This window comes from Flavobacterium sp. CAN_S2 (assembly GCF_015752255.1).
GTDB lineage: Bacteria > Bacteroidota > Bacteroidia > Flavobacteriales > Flavobacteriaceae > Flavobacterium.
In genome coordinates, this window is record NZ_JADOVA010000004.1 from 70950 (window position 1) to 91023 (window position 20074).

At 36.6% G+C, this 20074-nt stretch carries 13 protein-coding genes; 4 read left to right on the top strand and 9 right to left on the bottom strand.

Going from position 1 to position 20074, the window contains the following annotated elements; translation table 11 throughout:
• Positions 1 to 21 precede the first annotated feature (21 nt).
• From IWX80_RS12150 to IWX80_RS12185, 8 genes are all read right to left on the bottom strand, one after another.
• The gene (locus tag IWX80_RS12150; RefSeq protein ID WP_196853670.1) at positions 22 to 5415 is read right to left on the bottom strand and encodes an N-6 DNA methylase; all 5394 of its coding nucleotides are present in this window, start codon (positions 5413 to 5415) and stop codon (positions 22 to 24) included.
• A complete protein-coding gene (locus IWX80_RS12155; protein ID WP_166137750.1) occupies positions 5402 to 5839 on the bottom strand; it encodes a DUF1896 domain-containing protein in 438 nt (145 codons plus the stop codon). Before IWX80_RS12155 ends, IWX80_RS12150 begins: the two co-directional genes overlap by 14 nt.
• A 162-nt stretch (positions 5840 to 6001) precedes the next feature.
• Positions 6002 to 6280 carry an ORF6N domain-containing protein gene (locus IWX80_RS12160; RefSeq protein ID WP_317164745.1) on the bottom strand — a complete coding sequence of 93 codons (279 nt, stop codon included), beginning with the start codon at positions 6278 to 6280 and terminating at the stop codon, positions 6002 to 6004.
• A complete protein-coding gene (locus IWX80_RS12165) occupies positions 6222 to 8312 on the bottom strand; it encodes a type IA DNA topoisomerase (RefSeq protein ID WP_196853671.1) in 2091 nt (696 codons plus the stop codon). Before IWX80_RS12165 ends, IWX80_RS12160 begins: the two co-directional genes overlap by 59 nt.
• Positions 8313 to 8372: 60 nt before the next feature.
• The gene (locus IWX80_RS12170) at positions 8373 to 9827 is read right to left on the bottom strand and encodes a DUF3945 domain-containing protein (protein ID WP_196853672.1); all 1455 of its coding nucleotides are present in this window, start codon (positions 9825 to 9827) and stop codon (positions 8373 to 8375) included.
• Between the two features lie 83 nt (positions 9828 to 9910).
• Entirely contained in the window at positions 9911 to 10219 is a 309-nt protein-coding gene (locus IWX80_RS12175) for a helix-turn-helix domain-containing protein (RefSeq protein WP_072944053.1), read from the bottom strand.
• 483 nt (positions 10220 to 10702) lie between these two features.
• Positions 10703 to 11536 (bottom strand): RteC domain-containing protein, encoded by an 834-nt coding sequence (locus IWX80_RS12180; RefSeq protein ID WP_196853673.1) that lies wholly within the window; start codon positions 11534 to 11536, stop codon positions 10703 to 10705.
• A 31-nt stretch (positions 11537 to 11567) separates the two neighbouring features.
• A complete protein-coding gene (locus IWX80_RS12185; RefSeq protein ID WP_196853674.1) occupies positions 11568 to 13997 on the bottom strand; it encodes an aminotransferase class I/II-fold pyridoxal phosphate-dependent enzyme in 2430 nt (809 codons plus the stop codon).
• 221 nt (positions 13998 to 14218) lie between these two features.
• On the opposite strand from IWX80_RS12185, the gene IWX80_RS12190 reads away from it, so the two are divergent.
• From IWX80_RS12190 to IWX80_RS12205, 4 genes are all read left to right on the top strand, one after another.
• The gene (locus IWX80_RS12190) at positions 14219 to 14602 is read left to right on the top strand and encodes a DUF7793 family protein (RefSeq protein ID WP_196853675.1); all 384 of its coding nucleotides are present in this window, start codon (positions 14219 to 14221) and stop codon (positions 14600 to 14602) included.
• Positions 14603 to 14640: 38 nt separating this feature from the next.
• Positions 14641 to 15561, top strand: coding sequence for a helix-turn-helix domain-containing protein (locus IWX80_RS12195; protein ID WP_196853676.1), 921 nt, complete (start codon positions 14641 to 14643; stop codon positions 15559 to 15561).
• Between the two features lie 87 nt (positions 15562 to 15648).
• The gene (locus IWX80_RS12200; protein ID WP_196853677.1) at positions 15649 to 17133 is read left to right on the top strand and encodes a MauE/DoxX family redox-associated membrane protein; all 1485 of its coding nucleotides are present in this window, start codon (positions 15649 to 15651) and stop codon (positions 17131 to 17133) included.
• An 89-nt stretch (positions 17134 to 17222) separates the two neighbouring features.
• Positions 17223 to 17501: a DUF6520 family protein gene (locus IWX80_RS12205; RefSeq protein ID WP_086452579.1), complete on the top strand. Its 279-nt coding sequence runs from the start codon at positions 17223 to 17225 to the stop codon at positions 17499 to 17501.
• Between the two features lie 42 nt (positions 17502 to 17543).
• Here IWX80_RS12205 and IWX80_RS12210 read toward each other — a convergent pair whose 3' ends face one another.
• Positions 17544 to 20066: a S9 family peptidase gene (locus tag IWX80_RS12210; protein WP_196853678.1), complete on the bottom strand. Its 2523-nt coding sequence runs from the start codon at positions 20064 to 20066 to the stop codon at positions 17544 to 17546.
• Positions 20067 to 20074 lie beyond the last annotated feature (8 nt).

Sequence of the window (20074 nt, forward strand, 5' to 3'; positions counted from 1 at the left end):
GCTTTTTATTTTGTTCCAGATTTAGATTGCCTTTAAACGTACTGAAGATCTTTCCTGAACATCATCTATTTTAATTGTTTCTTTCTGCTCTTCAACTATCTGTTCATTAGAGTCAGGAGCAATAGATAATTGGATTTTCCTGTCAATGGCCGCGAGTTCGGTTTTTAGTTCGCTCAACCTGCTTTCCTTTGTCCACGTACCGTTGACAACTTCCTGAAGTACAGGTAGGTCTTTTTGCAATTCGGCAATTTTCTTTTGCTCCTGCTCTATATAGCCGGGTATTTTTTCCAAAGCACTAAGGAAATTCATTGAACCAAGCTTTGCGTCATTAGCAATCAAACCATTGTTATAGGTGTATTTTATGTTGCCTTCACCCTGTACCAAGAAACGATTGACCCTAATACCAACACCCTCTTTTTCGGACATTTCAGTTTTAACCAATAACGTAAACCCATACAGGCTGCCTATTTCTTCGTATTGACCTCCGGTACGGGCTTTATCAGCAATCTGATTAAGCTTGGCTCCAATCTCTTTCATATCTGCATTGGGTGATAATCCATCAAGCTGTACAGGATTAAGTATCGTACCATCCTGTCGTTTTTGTAAACGCTGATGCAGGTTTTCCCAATCGAGGCTCATTCTTTCCAATCGTGACCTAGCAGACTCCAGTGTAGTGATACTGTCTTCCAGTTTGTACTTGGAACTGAACTTAGAACGATTGAATGCCTGCTTCTCACTTTCCAATCCAGCGACCTGTTTTTCCAGTTTTGCTTTTTCCAATAAATCTGTATTCCCCGAAAGGATAGCTACATATTCCGAGAAATTCATTCCCGATTTTTCATCCATGCTTCCCTCGTCAATGGTTCGCTTTCCGAGATTGTTAGTTTTGAGCTGGTCAATAAAAAGCTGTTTATTGTACAGTAGGTTAAACTTGTAGCTGTCTAGTGATTTTTCTACAGCATAGATAATTACATCTACCTTGTTATTGGCAAAGAATTTGGCAATTTCATTGCCTTTACGAACGGCCCTTCCGTCACGTTGGGCAAGATCGCTTGGTCGCCACGGCGTATCTAAATGATGGACAGCAACTGCTCTTTTCTGCGCATTTACACCAGTTCCCAACATACCTGTAGAACCAAACAGAACACGGATTTTTCCATCATTCATTCCGCTGATTAGCTCTTTACGTTGCTTATCATTTTTAGCTTCCTGTATAAAACGGACTTCATGTGGTGGTATGCCGTGATTTTCTACAAGTTTACGTTTTATTTCCCCATAGACATTCCATTCTCCAGGTTTGTAAGTACCTAAGTCTGAAAAGACAAACTGCGTTCCTTTCTGCGCATGGAATTTTTGGTAGTATTTAGCTATGTTGGCAGCACAATGGGAAGCTTTGCTATCGGGATGGTCATCGTATTTTCCGCTTACCATCCGCATATCGAGCGACATCTTACGGGCATAATCTGTAGCAATCAACATCTTTGCTTTTTCTTCCCGATCTGTCAGCGGAGGTCTACCTAATAAGATCGCATTACCTGATTTTGCAAACTCCATCAATTTCTGGATGAATACTACCTGATCCGGTGTAGGCGGTATATTATAAAGCACCTCGTTCTTTTCCGGACGATCTATACCAATATCCTTAGCGGTTCTGTAATCTGTGATTTCCGAATAAAACTGTGCCAGTTCGGGCACTTTGATAAAGTAACGAAAGCGCTCTTTTGACACAATATTATTGGCGACTGAAAACTCATAATCGGTTGTTTTCCTTGCATATATAGCTGCCCACGCATCAAAACAATTGATACCCTGTTTTTCCAATGCTCTTGGACGCAGATATTTGAATAATAGATATAGCTCGGTTAAGGAATTGCTGATAGTTGTTCCCGAAAGAAAGGTAGCTCCCATATCTCCTTGTATGCGATCCTGAATGGTGCGGATGGCAAAAAGCAGGTTCATAGCCTTTTGACTTCCTATCATATTGCCCAAGCCTGCAACCCGGTCATGGCGGGTATTGAACATAAGATTTTTGAATTGGTGGCTTTCATCAATAAATATATGGTCGATGCCCATCATCTTAAAGTCCACTACATCATCTTTTCGGTTTTCTATGTCGTATTCCAAGGTTTTCAGTCTAACTTCAAGGTTTTGTTTCCTGATGATTACACCTTTGAGCATTCCCCTTGAAATCTCTTTGCCCTGAGCTTCTAAGGCGGCAAGATTATCCTCCACGCTGTTGAGTTCAACTTGCAGGATCTCCTTTTGCAGTTCTGGCGACTGAGGTATCATGCCAAACTGGTCATGGGTCAATATAACACAGTCCCAATCGTTGTTTTTAATATCTCCGAAAATCCGTTGCCTTTTCTGTGGGGTAAAATCTTCTTTACCAGGATACATAATTTTAGCGTGTGGGTAGGCTTCACGGTACGTTTCTGCAATCTCATGAACATTGGCTTTCAATCCTATTATCATAGGTTTGTGTACCATTCCCAAGCGTTTCATCTCTTGTGCTGCGGTACACATCACCAATGTCTTTCCTGCTCCAACTTCGTGATCGCAAATCGCACCGTTGTTCAGTTTGATCATCCATACTGTGTCCTTTTGGCTCGAATACAGGTCATTAATACCTAAGCCTTTTCTGTCTAGTCCAGGAAATTCCTGATGACTTCCGTCGTATTGCGGTCGTACAAAACAGTTAAAGGTATCATTATATTGGTTGGTTAGTCTTTTTTTAAACTCATCATTTTGGGCGTGAAGCCATTCACTAAATGCTGTACGTATTTCATCAATCTTGGTATTTGCCATTTGTATGGCTTCCATATCCCGTACCTTGATCTCCTTATCATCAATCATGACCTTTTTGGTAATATCAGGAGTGGTGTTAACTAATGCATTTTTCAGCAGAGCAATCCCGTCAAATGTTCGACTTTCAGACTTGACAGCATATTTATCCCATATATGTACATTTTTCTGGTCGCATTTTATAGAAAAGTCATCGGAAGTTTCAGAATATTGAATACGCACCTCTGTGTCGAAAAGATGAGAAGCGAAGCGAGCATAGATCCCTGTCGGTATCCAGCGTTCACCAAGATTGAAATCCAGCTCTTCAAATTCAATTCGTCTTGGACGAGCTTCTTCTAAAGAGGTAAGGCTTTGTTTGGCCTGCCTATCATAGGGATTATTTTCGAGATATGTTTTTACAGCTGTGGCTTTCTCCACCACATTGCCTGCTATCCATCTTTCAGCTATTTCATATTCCTTTTCCAAAGGATTGTAAAAAATACGTCCTTGTAATGCCTCTTTCAAATTGTCGGATGGCATACCACTGATTTTGGACATATACCCCAAATCAACCCTGCCGTATTTGTTCAGCGATGCGGCCAACGCCTCATCAGGATTATCAGCAGTCAATGTGATAATGGAGAAGCTTACCGGACGGTGGAAGATATCTGCCTTATGCACCACACCACCCACCACACGTTCCAGATAAGGAATTTCCTTACCTGAACTGTCTGTTTTGATAAGCTTGATATTATCAGCACTGTTTAGGTTCCCGTACCTTTTTACAAAGGCATCGTAAGCCTTATTAAATTTTTCTCTCTCTTCTTTATGTTCAATTTGCAGTTCGGCTTCCTTCTGATATAAATCGAGATAGCTATCCCGTACAGAAATATAGGCTTCAGCCCTTACTTTCTGCAAGGATGATAATTGCAGAGGATGAAACATTGCCTGCTTCTTATCACTTTCAAAATCTTTGAGATAACCTACCCAGCCGTTATCCACTGCAAGGCTATCGTTACGATGAAAAGACTGTATTCCCTTGGTATAAATTGCAGGTTCGGGAATAGTGTTCTCTGAGGTAATCTTTTCGATCACACCATTTCTGTTCACTACTGATAACAAATCGCCAATGACTTCCTGCGCATTTCTTTCACTTTGAGTATTATTTACTGGAGAAATAGGAACAGGAGGTTGCTGCATCAAACCGCTGAACAGGTTTCCCTGATATCCGCTCACAGTTCTTTTTCTTTTGGCTGGTTGTTTTGTTGTTGCAATTGCTTTAACAGGAGTGGCAACAGCAGCCAGTTCTTCTGAATTTTCAAAGAGATCAAAAATGCTCAGTTGCCTTTCCTCTTTTACAATGTCCTTATTTGTTGTTGAAGCAGATAAAATCTGTGTTTCCAATGTAATTGATACAGGTCCGGAAACGGGAGGTGTAACCGTTGGTTTTATCGGAATTTGTACGACAGACGAATCGTTCCGTTCACCTTTATACAAGCCAATATCAAGATGTTTTCTAAAATCCTCCGTTACCATTTGTTTCAGGTCTTTAGCAATTCCCTCCACACCATTCGTGTGCGTATAGATAAATGCAGGTTGTCCGTACGGATCAGTGCCAAGCACACGTGTAGTATGGACAATCCTTACGTTATCCTGAAACAAGGCATTGTTTGGTTTATTGTATTCCGCTATTTTGCTTTGACAAAACAGTTCTTCCGCTTGGGTCAAACTTTTCTTTGTAGAATTTTTTTGCAGGATTATCAAATCGCTACCGACTTCCGTACCGGCATAGTCAGTAAACAGGTTGTTTGGCAATCGAACTGCTGAAACCAGATTATTATCCTTCATTAATGCCCTACGAATGGTTTCATTTTTAGGGCTATTCAGTACACCCTGTGAAGTTATAAAAGCCAGTATACCGCCCTCACGGAGCATATCGGCTCCCTTCAGGAAAAAGTAATTGTGTATGCTTCGAGCAGCCTGTACTTTTGCAGTGTCCCTGCTTCTAGAATAGGAAAGATCAAAAACGGAAGTATCACCGAAAGGGATATTACTAGCAACCACATCATAGCTATTTTGTTCTCTTTCTGGTATTTCTTCAAAACCGTTTATTCGGACAGAACTGTCGGGATAGAGCTGCTTTAAAATTTTTCCTGTAAGCAGATCCTTTTCATAAGCGGTAACCTGAGGAGAGTCTCTATCGGCAAAAGATTTTATAAAAGAGCCGATACCGGCAGAAGGTTCTAGAAATTTTCGGATGTTTATACCGTTTTCTTTTAAGGGAGCAGAAATAGCATCAATAACCAAAGGCGGAGTATAAAATGCAGTCAGTACAGAACTCCGCATACTCTCCACATACCTTTGGTATTGCTTCTCGTCAGTTGCATTTTCTTTTAGAAGTTGATGGAGTTCTTGTGTAAGTGGAAAGAGTTCGTGTTCAGTCTTCTTCCAATGGTTAATGTCTATCGGGTTTTGGGCAGGGTTCAACACGAATTTAAGACCGCCAAATCCGCTGTATTGCATCATTAGCAGTCTTTCTCCTATCGTGGCTTTCCGTTTCTCCCTTTCCAGTTCAAAAGCAATTCGTAAGGCATCAATATTCCTTTGGAGATGTTGACGTTTACTGAAGCCCATTTTCTTCTATCCAAATGGCTATAGTTCCAGTCAGTTCGGTATAGAGCAGTTCAAACTCCGAAGAATAGGCAAAGTCATCCTCCAATTTGTAGTTTGTAAAAACAGGGTCGCAAACAGGCAACATCTTGAAGGCAAACGGTCGTAGTTCTTCGTCTGCCATTGTAGTATCAAACTCATTGCAAACCACCTGAAAAACGGTATCAAATCTGGAGAAGTACAATCCTTCAAATAAAACATAGTCAGCAATATGATCGCATTGACTGACGGGGTTTCCTGCCCGAAATGCTCCTTCATAAGCATTGGAAGCCCAACTTGAACGCTGGTCAATAAATTTAACATCATACGTTTTTTCGGGAAAGCTTGTAGTCAATAATTCTTGTAGTCGTAACCTGAAATAAGACAGGTCTTTTTGATGTGTTTCCATACTATATTTTGTTTATAATTTTGCTAAACGGATAAAATTTGAAGCATTCTGCCAATCTCAATATCCATTCGTGAAAAGGCAAACCATTTTTTACCCAGATCTTTCAATGATACTCCAATATGATAGAGTTCGGTATTATCAATTATGAGAAAACGGTCGTGGTCATCCTTTTACGGCAGTATAGCTGCGGAGCACAGATAAGAGCATAGCGATACCTTGCTCGGTAAAAGCATAAGGCAGATAACGCCTTCCCGCATAATTCAAACTTGAGTTCACAAATTGTGACCTCAAGTTTATAGTATCAAATTCATCTTGGGTCAACTGGAAACGGAAGTTTTCAGGAAAGCGGTCTATATTCCGCTTTACAGCCTGATTAAAGACTTTAGTTTCTACCTGATAAATTAGATTTTTCAAATTCAAAGGAGCTTTCCCCTTTCTCATTCAATACAATATAGGCCTCGAATTTCTTTCCAGCTTTACTTTTCATTCCTCTTATAAGAGAAGTTTTGCCAGTATTGACAAGACTTTCTATATCAGTTATGCTTACATGCACACCACATACATTTCGGAACTGTACCCAGTTGCAGACCTCATCAGAACATTTAACAATTTTATCTCTAATAATCAGTTGCTGCTTTTTGCATTTAGGACAAACAAGGCTAGGTAGGTTTTCTTGTACAATAGCCGTTTGCAGCAATTCATTGGTAATAGATGTGGCATAGATTTCCATTTCTTTTTGAAAAACTTCCGCATTACTTTCGTTGTTTTCAATTTTCTGCAAAGCTAGCTCCCACTCTGCGGTCATTGCTACATCGGTAATTTTCTTGTCTTTGACCAGTTCATAGACTTGCAATCCTTTATCGGTAGGTAACAGGGATTTATTTCCCCTTTGGATATAGTTACGGCTAAACAGGGTTTCAATAATGGAGGCTCTTGTGGCTGGTGTACCAATACCTACGTTTTGCATTGCTTTGCGTCCCTCTTCATTTTCAATCTCCTTTCCTGCCGTTTCCATAGCTGATAAAAGTCCGGCCTCAGTATAAAGCACAGGTGGTCTGGTTTTTTTTTCCAAAACCGAAGCATCTTTAATTTTGAGTTCATCACCTTTTTTCAGTTCGGGTAATTCCTGCACAGGTCCAGTATCATTATCGGAAAAACTGCCTTTGATGGAACGCCAACCTGGTTCCAATATCTTGCAGCCTCTTAAGGCAAAATCATAATGCAGCGCCTGTAAAGTAATATCGGTTATCTCTTTTGTACAGGCTTGTGAAATTGCTTCCAGTAGTCGAAAGGCAATCATATTGTAAACGGCATTTTCCTTGGCCTGTAATGCTGATGGGATTTTGTCCGTAATCAGCAGACCATGATGATCGGTAACACGAAGGTCATTTACGATACGTTTATTGAAATGCCCCCATTTCACTTTGGTTACTGCTTGCTTGAAGGCTCCCATATCCTGTAAAGCCCTTATCAGATTTGGAATCTCTGCCCACATATCTTCAGGAATATATTTACTCCCAGTACGTGGGTAAGTAATAAATTTCTTTTCATACAGGCTTTGGGCAATGTTCAAGGTTTCTTCAGCCGTCAGATTCAACTTTTTATTGGCTTCTTTTTGCAAGCCAGTCAGATCAAACAGCAAAGGCGGTTGTTCCGTCACGCTTTTGGTTTCTACAGTGGTAACCGTAACTGTATTGCCATTTCTTTCGATGGACTTTAATATATTTTCCACAAGCTTTTTATCTTGCCATTTGTTTTTGGAAAGGCTTTTAAAATCTATGAACTCTTTTGTATGGGACACCTGTATTTGCCAGTATTGCTGCACCGAAAAATTTCTATTTTCCAGATAACGTCTGCATATTAAAGCAAGTGTAGGTGTCTGCACTCTACCAAGTGAATAGATACCATTTCCTACAGCAATACTTAATGCCTGAGAAGCGTTGATGCCCAAAAGCCAATCAGCTCGGCTCCTGCCCTGCGCTGCCTGATATAATCCGTCAAAATCGCTACCAGGTTTTAAGTTGTCTAAACCCTGCCTGATTGCCTTTTCGGTCAGCGAATTAATCCAAAGACGATCAAAGGGTTTGTTGCTTTTGAGGTATTCATAGATATAGCGGAATATCAGTTCACCCTCACGCCCGGCATCGGTTGCGACAATTATCTTTTCACTACGATCAATGAGATGTTCAATTACATTTAACTGCTTTAACGCTCCTGCATCTGCTGTATAAATTTTCTCTTTTTTGACTTTTCGGACGGTCAATAAAAAAGGATCGGGAAGTATCGGCAGGGACGATTTCTGAAACCCGGAAATGCCGTAATCTTCCGGCATACCCAATCCTACCAAATGTCCAAAAGCCCACGTAACATAATAGCCGTTGCCCAGTAGGTAGCCATCTTTCTTTTCGGTGGCTCCTAACAGGGCTGCTATTTCACGGGCTACGCTTGGTTTTTCTGCAATCACTACTTTCATGTGTTTATTTTTACAGTTTTTTATTTGTCACATGGAATGCAAAAGGCATTTCATGACACATTACATTTTACGTCCTTTAGATTTGGCCGGCGCTTTGTCTGCTTCCTGTTCCTCCATCTGTTCCTTGCTATCGGGACTTTTTTGTCCTGATTTTAAAGGCTCTTTGATATTCTTGGTAGCATCATTGGTTTTGCCTTCAGAATTGACTGCCGTTTGTGTTTTATGAGCTTCAGTAGGTTTTGCCTCTTCTTTGATTTTGTTCGGGTTTTGAAAAGAAAAATCTGTTTTGTTTGTCTCTTTGTTGAAAGTGATGTAACCTTTGTATTCTTTACCTTTCTTATCCACCAATCCACTCACATAGACAGTCTGACCGTCTTTGAACTTTTGATATTGCTCATTATCCAGTTCTTTTCCTCTAAAAGTTTTCGGAGTTTCCTTCGACTGGCTTTGCTCATTGTTTTGCAATTGCTTATTGGTATTATTTCTGTCAAACAAGAACTCTACAAAACGTTTGTCGGCATTGAATTGTACTTCTGCATCAAACGAAGTCCCTTTTTTGGAAGTCATACCCTCTATATGAAGCGGCTTACCCTCCATTAAGGTTTGCTTTTGTACATCATCAAGTTTCACGCCTTTGATCTCATCAGGGATTTTGATTTTGTCTGTTCGCAGAGCAACAAGCTCATTAGTCAGCCTATCCACGCTGACAATAGAGGGTATGGTCTCATTCGTTTTAGGATTGGTCAGATTGACCACACGCCCCATATTGCCTGTTTTAAGTAGATTTTCTTTATCTTCTTTAGAGAACTCATGACCGAAAAAAGCAAAATTCAGGTTAGGTTCTTTACGGATACCGTGAATGGCAACCACAACCACTCCTTCATCATTTTGTTGCAGAGACAGCCTTGCATCCATTCGGGTAACGGCAGTGCCTATATTAAGGCTTACAGGCACAAGCTCATTTGTTTTAAACCCTCTCAATAATGGGTCAAGGAGGTTCATCTTTTCAAGTTTTTCTTTGTTCAGCCCAAGATTGTTCATTGTTTGCCAATCGATCTGTTCTGGTTTGTAGCGGTATTCGCTTGTTTCTGATGTTGTCTGTGTTGTTGTCATACTATTTTTATTTTCTTGTTTATTATTGCTTTTATCAGGTTCTGCTTTCACTTCGTGTTGCTTCATCAGCAGTTCCCCTTCGGGAGTTGGTCTATCCATCTGTTTTTGCATTTCATTTGTCATATCAATAGCGACAGGTTCAGGAACTTTGAAAAAGGAAAAATTAGTTGGGTTCTTTAACTGGCTGACGAAGTTGGAAAAGAAATTGGAAAAGAAATCACCCTGCTTATCCACACGCATAAACTGATTCTGATTTTTTTTATTAGCATCTACGGTTTCGAGTTTGCCATTATTATCAATGCCCTTTACAGCCTGAATTTTCTTTTTCTCTTTGTCCAGTACCAATAATATCTCTGATAATTGTTCAGGAGACTCATGTATATCTAACGTTTGTTTGCTCATAATCTGAATATTTTCTATTTCAATATTGAAAGTAAAGAAGCTGCCACTGTTTCTCTTTGATTGGCTTTAATTGACATCATTTGTCAGCCGTTGACTTTTACTTTGGACATGGGAGCGGTAAAGCTTTCTCTGATGAACTGGTGCACATCTGAGAGCTTATAATAAATTTTTCCACTAATAGTATAATAGGGTAACTTACCGGAAGAGCGGTAACGCTGCAAAGATCGTGGGCTTATCTTCAGTATTTGTAAAATATCCTGATTGTCCAACAGCTCTTCTCCATCAATAATCGCATGTTGATTTTTAGTCCCACTTGCCAATTCCATAAGGATGTCAAATCGCTCCATTATTCGCTCCATCCAAGCCATAAATTCTATTCTGTCGATATTCATAATCAAAAATTTAGGTTCAATATGCAGTATGTAGCAATTCTTCCAGATAGAGGTACTGTTTAAAATGCTTGTACAAAATTCAGTTGCTTTTGTTAGATTTTATCCCAATGGCTTTCGTAGTACTGAAAAACTTTAACATTTAAAATTCTTAAAGCCTTGGTTTTACTGGAAAATAATTCTCCATAAAATGATGATTTCTTATTCGATTTAAAATATTCTCTTTTTAGGCTCCAATTATTTGAGTGATCTTGTCATAAAAAATGAGTGCAACCATGATTTCTGTTTTAGATTAGTACTGTTTAGTATGTTTTTATAAAATTCAGCAGCTTTTATTGGATTTTATCCCCATGGCTTTCGTAGTACGAAAAAAGTAAAAACCTTAATTTTTCTGGTAATTGTTCTTTGATTGATTCTGGCATAAAAAAAAGCAGTATATCCTTTTAAAATCAGGATTTACTGCTTGTGGGCATAGTCGTTAAGGCTTTATTCTTGGTCTTCTCTGTACATTTTTTGCTGTAGGTTTAGCGTTAATTCCTCCAGAAATTTTGTCTTACTGCTTTTACGTGCTTTAATTTCAGTATAAGTTTTATAGATGTTATCAAGTTTGATATTGAAAAAATCTTCAAAGGATGCCGTTATAGTATTAATGTCTGCCGCACCATGATTGATTGTTCCATTAGAAAACAAGGCGTAGATTAATTCTGTCAAAGCTGTTTTTGGCCCTGTCCATACCAATACTTTATGCTTTTTTTCTTCAAAAATATCAGAATCATCCACTTTTAGTCTTTTTAGTGCTTGTCGGATGTAATGAATAAATCGATACATCGCTTTTACTTTTGCCCATAGCATGTCTTGGGATGTTGAAAATTCTGGAAATTGGTAATAATCAGTCATAGGTGTAAATGGGAAATTATCCCGATGGTTTCGAGTAAAGAATTGATGATCCAGATAACTGTATCCTTGTTCCATATAATGCACAAAATCGGCATTTCTGTAAAAGAACTTATTAATTTTCCGCAATTCTTTTTGGAGGAATTCGACTTTATAAGTGTTACCCGCTTTTGGCATTCTTAGCTCGCAGGAACGCACTTCTGTAAAATAGATCAATAAACTCATAGGAACGGGTTTGATATTTTTGAAAAAATCGATCTCCTCCGGAACGGTGTTGAAATCATTTTTATCAACTATCTCTTTTAAGTTCGTTAATGTTTTATTACACAATACAATTCCATTACATGCCTTATTTTGCATTGTATCGTTTGCCTCTAAAATTTCATTGCAGACAGCATTAAATGATTCGATCGCTTTTTCAAACATCTTTTTAAATATTAGTTGTCAATATCTATCGTCATTTTGCAATTGATTTGTAATCATTTTGCAAAGTATTCATAAGTTCCATTGCGTAATTATCTCTTGTCTGAACATAGGCTACTTTTGGAATTATCCTAGCTCCTAATTTTCTTTTTTCAAATGAGGCTGACACTCCAAAATCTATCTTTTGAAGTTGCAAATCATTAGCTCTTTTTATGGTTTGAAATAACAATTGCCTGTACAGTTGGTATTCTTTCGCCCATTTATAATCCATACCTATTAATTCCGGTACATAGGTATGATTGTCATTTTTGTAGCAAAACATAACTCCTACAAATGGATTTTCAGGCTCTACTTTCAGGGCTAATACTATAAATTCCCAGTTGGGACTTTCATTCATGTTTTCGAAAATTTCTTGGGTGTATCGGAATGTATTGATAGCGCAATTATTGTCTTTTACATTGTTGTAAAGTTGATATGCTCTTGATATTTCTGATTTGCTCAATTTATCTTTTATTGCAACATCATAGTACTTCTCATAAGGTTCTATCTCTTTATTGAAATGTTTACGTGAACGCAACGATAATGTTTTTGTAAACTCTTCGTATGAATGCCAAACTTGGTTTTCAATTACACAGGATTCCGGCATGTCTATTTTGAAATAACCTTGGTCTACTATTGTTTTGTTGTAATTGTTGTCTTTTTCGAAATCTCTTAAAACTAGCATGTCTGCATTTAAGTCATTGTATTTTTCTTCCAGCTTATCCAATAATAGTTTCAATGCTTTTTCTGCAAAAGGATGTTCCTGATTGATATAGCAGTGTTCTCCTTCGGTAAATAGAGAGCCAATACCCAATACTCTTGAGGTCAGGTATAAAGGATTAGTCTTTCTTATTTCTTCCAAATGGATGGAAACCGACTCAGTAGCCAGCATGTCGTCTTTCCAAAGACCATAGGTAACAAAGGTCATTAATACTATGATACCTTTGTTGTCTTTAATGGTATAATAGTAAAAATCCCATTGGTTGGTTGGGTCTGGATTCTGACTAAATGTTTTTTCTAAATAAACCAGTCCATCCCAATCGAAAATATTTTGTTTTCCCATGTAGTGGTTCCATTCTTCTTTTATGATATCTTGAATGGTATTTTTTTCTTCGATAAAAAGCTCCTGCTCTTTTAATTCTGAAATGTTTTCTACTTTTTTATTGTCCATTCCAAAAGCCTGTCTGATTTTGATTTCACTATTATTTGTATCTTCCAAAGTTTTAGGAAAATGATATTCCATCGCTTCAGCTAAGGCTGTAATATCCTCTAGCTGGTTGTGGCTCGATAATGTTATTCTGATTCCTGTGTTCTTTATTGGAACTGCAGGATAAATTCCCAAGTTCAGAAAAAATCCTTCTTTAAATAGGCTATGCACAAACTTATAAGCTGTTGCAGGCGTACCCATACCCAAAAAGAACACTGGCGAATCATTTTTTGAAATTATGGGGAGGTTTCCGTTTGATAATAACTGGTTAAAATAATCGATTTTATCAGCTAGGCCTTTTTGTTTCAATTCTATTTCAGGAGATAAATGAATGTCTGCCGAAGCGATTGCTGCTGCTACAGATGCAGGTTCTAACTGAGCGGAAAAGGTTAATGGTCCGCCAAAATTTTTGATTTTATCTCTTAGTTTCTGATTCCTGCAAAATACCGTCGCACCACTGGCTCCAAAAGTTTTGCTTAGTGTACTCACCACAATACAATTTTCGGGAAGTTCTTTTATTGCATCAAAAATAAAACCAGTTCCATTTTTACCTCGCCAACTCATACCATGAACATCGTCAAAATAGAGATTAAGCTGAGGATATTTTTGAGTTAAAGCCAATAATTCTGGGATAGGTGCATAATCACCAAACATGGAATATACTCCATCAGCCATATACCAGATTTTATTGCATTTGGTAATTAATTGTTTGATTTTATCTTCTAACATATCCAAATTGCTATGTCTGATCATTTCTACTGGAATTCCCCGTAGCTTTAAAAGCTGACACGCATTTTGTACACTCCAATGTACTTGATGATCCATTATTACGGCATCTTCATCTCTTAACAATGTCGGAATAACAGCTAAATGTCCTAATGTACTGTTCTTTGTTATAATTGGTGGTATGCCATACATTAATTCTATTTTTTGCTCTAGTTCACTGTAAAGCGGATGTGAAATATATGACTTAGAAAGTGGGAATTGTGTACCATAATTGTTTATGGCTGCTATTGCAGCCTGTTTCAACCGAATGTCTTGTTCGAGTCCCAAGTAGCCAGTTGTACCAAAATGAAACATTTCTTTTCCTTTAATTTTGATTGTTCTACCTGTCAATATTTTGTCTTCAGCATAGAGATGTAGTACTCCTTCTTTTTTTGCTCCTGATAAAACCTCATCGACTGTGTCTATGAAATTATTGTGCTTAATTTTTGCCATTTTTAAATTGTTTAGGTTGTTTTAAAAATTAGATATCTAAAATTCATCATAAAAATTGAAAGTTATTTCATCTAATACCTCAATACTCCCAATATAACAAGTCAAAGTCCCGAATTGACAACTAAAACATCCAAATTGCAACAAATAATCCCAAATTGGCAAGTGACTTATTAATAGATGTTTATATTTTTGTTAAATTAGAAAAATTAAATCCATAAAACATGATTGCAGCACATGATTTTTATGAGAATGATTTTGCCAGATTTTGGATCTCTGGGGGCATTCTCTTTTTTGAATACAAACCTAATACTACTATTGATTTAAGGGTAGCCCAGTCCGTTGTAACCGATAGAATTCATTTTCAAAACGAATGTACTTATCCTATTTTATGTGATATTAGAGGTGTTGTTGCTACTGAGAAAGCTGGAAGAGACCATTTAGCACAGTCGGGCTCTATTTTGACGCAAGCAGTAGCACTTATTGTACATGAAAAACTTTCCTTAATTATTAGTACTTTTTATGTAGAGATTAGTAAGCCCTCTGTACCTACTCAAATTTTCACGAAAGAAGATGACGCTTTAATTTATCTAAAAGGGTTTGTTTAGCGTTTAGTTTAATAAAAAAGAATTAAAAGTTGAATCTTATGAATAAAACATACAACGAAGAGCGTATTGTTACAATTCATCAAATGTTATTTGAGATGGCACGTGGCAATTTCAACACTCGCATTCCTTTAAGTTCCAATGATGAAGAATTGGAAACGTTAGTTGTTTTAATTAATATGGTAGCGGAGGAAATGAAGGAATCAGTTTTTCAAATTGGTTACATTAATACACATAAGACCTTTCAATTTACAGCTCTAAGCACATTTGTTTTAGATTTCTCTTTTATAATCAAGAGCTTTACATCTGAAGTTACTTCCTTTTTGGGTCATTCTGAATCTGAGTTGATAAACCTATCTTTGGCGGATATTATTACTACAGCCTCTTTTGAACAATTTCAAGAAGTACTTGAGGCAAATAGTACTTTACCTACAACAATTACATTAGATTTTACACCTAAAGAACATTTACCTATTTCGGTTGCCAGTAGCATTGTACGGTTAGTTAATCGTTCGGAAATTATAATAAATCTGGTTACTCCTGCGCGTCAAGATCCTTATAGCCCTTTACTTTATGCGAATGAAAACGAGAAACATAATAAAACTCGGCAGGCAGATGCGTTATTGATTCAAAAACTTTATGATTATATTTTAGCACACCTTGAAGAACCCCTTCCCTCCTTAAAGGTGCTTTCTTCTAAATTTGGTACTAATGAACATAAATTAAAAGATGGTTTTCGCCATTTTTTTAAGACTAGTATTTATCAGTTTTATAATCAAGAGCGTCTCAAAAGAGCTTTCTTTATGATTGAACATACTGGAATACCGTTAAAAAATATTTCTGTCATGAATGGTTTTAATAATTATCCAAATTTTTCAAAATCATTTAAAAAACAATTTGGTTTTTCTCCCAACGAATTAAAGCGAAATGAAGTTGGTTTTATTTCGTCAGTTGAGGATTAAAGTTATCCGTTTCAGTCATCTCTTACTCCCAAAAAGACAACTATAGTCATTTTATAATTCAGAATTTTGCTTTAAATAAAAAGTACTATGAAACTGAATATTAAATTACAAAATGGATTTTTAGAGATGGTCTGCTTCCTGTATATCATTTTATTTACGTATGCTGCAATCAGTAAACTAATTGATTTTGAAAACTTTCAAACACAATTAGGCCAGTCTCCACTTTTAAGTGCTTATGCTGCTTCTATCTCGTTTCTTGTAATTTTTACGGAATTGGGACTAGTACTTGCTTTATCTCTGCGAGTAAGTCGAATAAAGGCACTTTATTTATCAGTGGGCTTAATGACTGTTTTTACTACATATATTATTTTGATTTTGAATTTTAGTTCGTTTATTCCATGCTCTTGTGGTGGAATTTTAGAAAAGTTAGGATGGACCGAACACTTGATTTTCAACCTTTTTTTCATTTTCATAGGTAGTTGCAGTCTGTTGCTTCATCAATATGATAAAAAAGGGATTATCTCACTGTTATTAATAGTAGTATCAAGTGTGCTTTTCGTTGTTTTTTTATTTCTATCATCAGAGGATACTATGCAGAAGCAAAATCCATTTATTCGTCGATTTACTCCTAACGTTGTATCAAGAACTCTAACAAAAAATTTAAATAATTATGGATTTTACTTTGCCGGCCACTCTAAAGGAAAGATCTATTTAGGAAACACCATTTCTCCATTAACTATCATTGAGTTTAACAGCACATTGCAACATAAAAAACAATATTCTATTCAACTTATTCCGGATACTTTACCTTTTAGAGCCGTTAAAACAAAAATTGTGGGTGCTCATTTTTTTCTTTATGATGGTTCTATTCCTATCATTTATCGGGGTTTAGTTTCTGATTGGAAAGCTACCATTTGGGTTACAAAAAAACCTTACTTTACTACATTACAGCCAATTGATTCTACTCTTTGTGTATTTAGAGGACAGCAATTAGGTACTTACGAAAATATATTGGGTACCATAGCTTTAGATGATTCTTTAAAAATTAGAAAGCAAAAGCACTTATTACAAAAACAAATAGACGGTATTTTTGACACGGACGGAACCCTGACTTACAGTGCCGGTTTAAAAAAAATCGTATACACGTATTTCTATCGAAATCAATTTATTGTAGCCGATACAGCTTTGAAACTTGTCCATCGCGTTACGACCATTGATACCACTACCAAAGCTAAATTAAAAGTAGTCAGAGTCAAAAAATCAAGGGATAGTAAACTTGCTGCTCCGCCTTATACGGTTAATTTAAGAAGTGCTGCCTTTAATGAACTTTTGTTTAATCAATCTGGGCTTCGTGGTCGTTATGAAAGTAAAAAAAATTGGGATTATGCCGCCATAATAGATGTTTATGATATTACCAATAAAATCTATTTATTCAGTTTCTACATCTACCACGAAAATAAAATGAAAATGAGTGATTTATTGATAACTGAAAAGGCTTTGTATGCAATAGTAGGACATCAAATTGTCAAATATACTTTTGGAGCCTCAATGTTAACTCATCTAAAAAAATAAAATTAAAGATATACTGGCCAGTATCAGGGGTAAGATCGAAAACCTGTAGAAAAGAGTAGATCGAAATAATAATTATTAATTTTTTTATTATGAAAACAGATTTTTTAAAATTGATGGTGCTTCCAATGGTAGCATTCTCATTGGCTAGTGCTGCTGCTGTAACCACTAGTACGGCAAAAGAGAGCCAAACGGCTACGGCAATTATTAATGGTTATATCCATTCACCACTCCCTTCCAGTTGTAAACTGGTAAACGTAGATTGCGATGTTACAGGAAATGCTTTTTGTATGAGTGGTTCTTCACAAGTATTCGATAAAGATAGTGAAACGACCTGTTCTACGCCGCTTTTTAGAACTGTTAATCCGTAGATTAACGAATAAGTGCAGTTTTTACAGACTGCACTTATTTTTTTATTCCTTTAAATATCGGTCAAACCAATCGGTAATTCGTTTTGTAAGGTCCATTTTATTCTCCTTGATCACAATTACATGCTGATCTTTTGGGTATACCAATAAAACATTCTTTTTCTTGGCTCTCCTCAATGCATTATAAAAAAGTAAACTCTGTTCGTAGGGTAAATTAGTCTCCATTTTACCCACCCAAGACAGTAATGGTGTAGTAACATTATCTGCATAAAGTATTGGTGAATTTTTTAGGTACAACTCTTTGTCTTCAAAAATAGATTTTCCTATTCTCCATTGTTGCGATTCACTTCGCCATAATTCTGGGATATTGAGACTTTTTGAGTTACTAAAATACCAACTTACCATATCAGAAATTGCTGCACCCGATACTGCCGCTGCAAAAATATTCGATTTTGTAATAATGTAATTTGTTTCATAACCTCCGAAAGAATGCCCTATTAAGCCAATATGCTTTAAGTCAATCATTCCTGTTTTTACAACGGCATTGTTTGCAGCAACAACACAATCCAGTGCACTATTTCCGGTTTCTCCTTCATAATATTTCACATCTGGTAATAATACAAAATAATTTTGTTGCACAAAATGCTTTACATTAAAACCGGTATCGTTGTATAAAGTCGGAATGCTATATTCGTGCAATGAGTTTGTAATTTGCGAATACACATTGGTTATCATCGGATATTTTTTGCCTACTTCATAATTTACCGGATAATATAATAATCCTTGCAGTTTGTCTCCTTTTGAATTCGAAAATGAAATTAGTTCTACCTTTCCTTGATTAAAGTTTTTATCATGATTATTGCTTTCAAACAGAACCTTATTTACACCGTTTTTAAAAGATACAATTCTGGGAGACTCATTATGTGATTGTTCTCGATAGACATAGACTTCATTATTGGCTCTACGCAGTTCATCTGATTTTGTAGCATTATTTGCTACTGGAATTAAAGTGTTGGATGTAGAAACTAATTTAAATTGTTGTGACTTGGTGGCCGCATTTCTTGATGAAACGATTAAATTATTAGCTGAATTAATTTCAGTAAGAGCCCAACCATTGTAATTGTCATTTCCTATTTGCTTGATATTTGAACCATCTACAGTGAAGTAGGTACCGCTTTCTCGTCCATTAGTAATGCGTTTTAGTTTATTTGTTTTGATGTTAAATTGATAGACGTCGAATTCGTCTTGTAGCAAAAGGTATTCTCCATTATCACTCCATCCTTTCATTCCAAAAACATGTGGTCTTGTTATGTACTTTAAATCATTTGAAACCCATTCGGAACCTGCAGGTGGAACAATTGACACCGTAGATTGTGTTTTTATATTGTACAGCCACCAATTTTTATCTTTAAAATAGCATATGTATGCTCCATTTGGAGAAAAAGACAATAAGTAATTTTCACCAGGTTGCTTTTCTAAAAATAACTTTTTGGTGCCATCAGCCAGATTGTACAAGAAATAGTCAACCTCTCCATAGCGCTTAAAATGAGGTGCATATGCAGTTGGATTGTAAATTAATGCAACTGATTTACTGCCGTTAAGCTGTACAAAAGGAAGTTCTTTATTTGTAATCGTATTCCACCGCTTTTCTTCAATAAACCAAACCGATAAAGTGGCGTACCCCTCAAGATTTTCTCTGCTTGCTTTTGGATAAATCCATAAATCTTCTGTATCCCAAACCTCGACATCGTCTTTTTTTGGTGTTGCCTCTTCTTTGACTTTCGCGATTCCAAAAAACACTCTTTTACCATCACTTGAAATTTTGAAAGATTTTGTGGTAACAATTTCATGCTTTTCTGGAAAATTTAAGAATGATTTTGGTTCAAAGGTTTGAATACTTTTATCTTGGGTTTTGTAGAAATTCAGTTTTGTGTATTTCCCGTTGATGCCCTCTTCCAGCCAAAAAACACCTTTGCCATATTCTGCTAATGTTAGACCAGATAATTTGTTTTGCGTTGTGTAATATTCTGTTTTTTGGTTTGTCCCAAGATTTATTGTTCCGAAACTACTTTTCCCTTCATGGCTAGTGAGATAAAACAGGATATTATTAGGCTGGTCCAATTGGTATTCCGTTACATTTGGAAGTTGAATGATTTCTTCATTTTTGATATTCCTTAGTATTAATTCCCCATCATTGGAATAGCTCACAATAATTTTTCCGCTGTTGGCAAATTCAAAAGCAGCACTATTCGATATAACAGTACTTTCACTATTTTCTAAATTGGTTACTATTACTTTATCTCCTTGAAAGGCACCAAATGCAATTTCACCGCCAAATTTGCCCTGTGTTCCTAGTGGAAAACTAAATCCAATATTTTTCTGCGTATGTTTTACAAATAATGTATCTGAACCATTGCTGTACTGCATATCAAATGATATCCAGTTTCCCTTTTGGGAAATAGCTCTGTTTTCTAATTTGCCCCACCTTTCATACTCTGATTCAGCAATATTCCTTTTGGAATTATCCTGCCCGTAAATAGAGCAGGATATTACTATCCAAAATTTCAAAATTGTTT

Excerpts from the sequence above, each read along its gene's own strand:
- IWX80_RS12190 (WP_196853675.1), top strand. The coding sequence starts at position 14,219 with ATGATTGCAGCACATGATTTTTATGAGAATGATTTTGCCAGATTTTGG.
- IWX80_RS12170 (WP_196853672.1), bottom strand. The coding sequence starts at position 9,827 with ATGAGCAAACAAACGTTAGATATACATGAGTCTCCTGAACAATTATCA.
- IWX80_RS12195 (WP_196853676.1), top strand. The coding sequence starts at position 14,641 with ATGAATAAAACATACAACGAAGAGCGTATTGTTACAATTCATCAAATG.
- IWX80_RS12175 (WP_072944053.1), bottom strand. The coding sequence starts at position 10,219 with ATGAATATCGACAGAATAGAATTTATGGCTTGGATGGAGCGAATAATG.
- IWX80_RS12155 (WP_166137750.1), bottom strand. The coding sequence starts at position 5,839 with ATGGAAACACATCAAAAAGACCTGTCTTATTTCAGGTTACGACTACAA.
- IWX80_RS12165 (WP_196853671.1), bottom strand. The coding sequence starts at position 8,312 with ATGAAAGTAGTGATTGCAGAAAAACCAAGCGTAGCCCGTGAAATAGCA.
- IWX80_RS12205 (WP_086452579.1), top strand. The coding sequence starts at position 17,223 with ATGAAAACAGATTTTTTAAAATTGATGGTGCTTCCAATGGTAGCATTC.
- IWX80_RS12160 (WP_317164745.1), bottom strand. The coding sequence starts at position 6,280 with ATGAGAAAGGGGAAAGCTCCTTTGAATTTGAAAAATCTAATTTATCAG.
- IWX80_RS12200 (WP_196853677.1), top strand. The coding sequence starts at position 15,649 with ATGAAACTGAATATTAAATTACAAAATGGATTTTTAGAGATGGTCTGC.
- IWX80_RS12180 (WP_196853673.1), bottom strand. The coding sequence starts at position 11,536 with ATGTTTGAAAAAGCGATCGAATCATTTAATGCTGTCTGCAATGAAATT.
- IWX80_RS12150 (WP_196853670.1), bottom strand. The coding sequence starts at position 5,415 with ATGGGCTTCAGTAAACGTCAACATCTCCAAAGGAATATTGATGCCTTA.
- IWX80_RS12185 (WP_196853674.1), bottom strand. The coding sequence starts at position 13,997 with ATGGCAAAAATTAAGCACAATAATTTCATAGACACAGTCGATGAGGTT.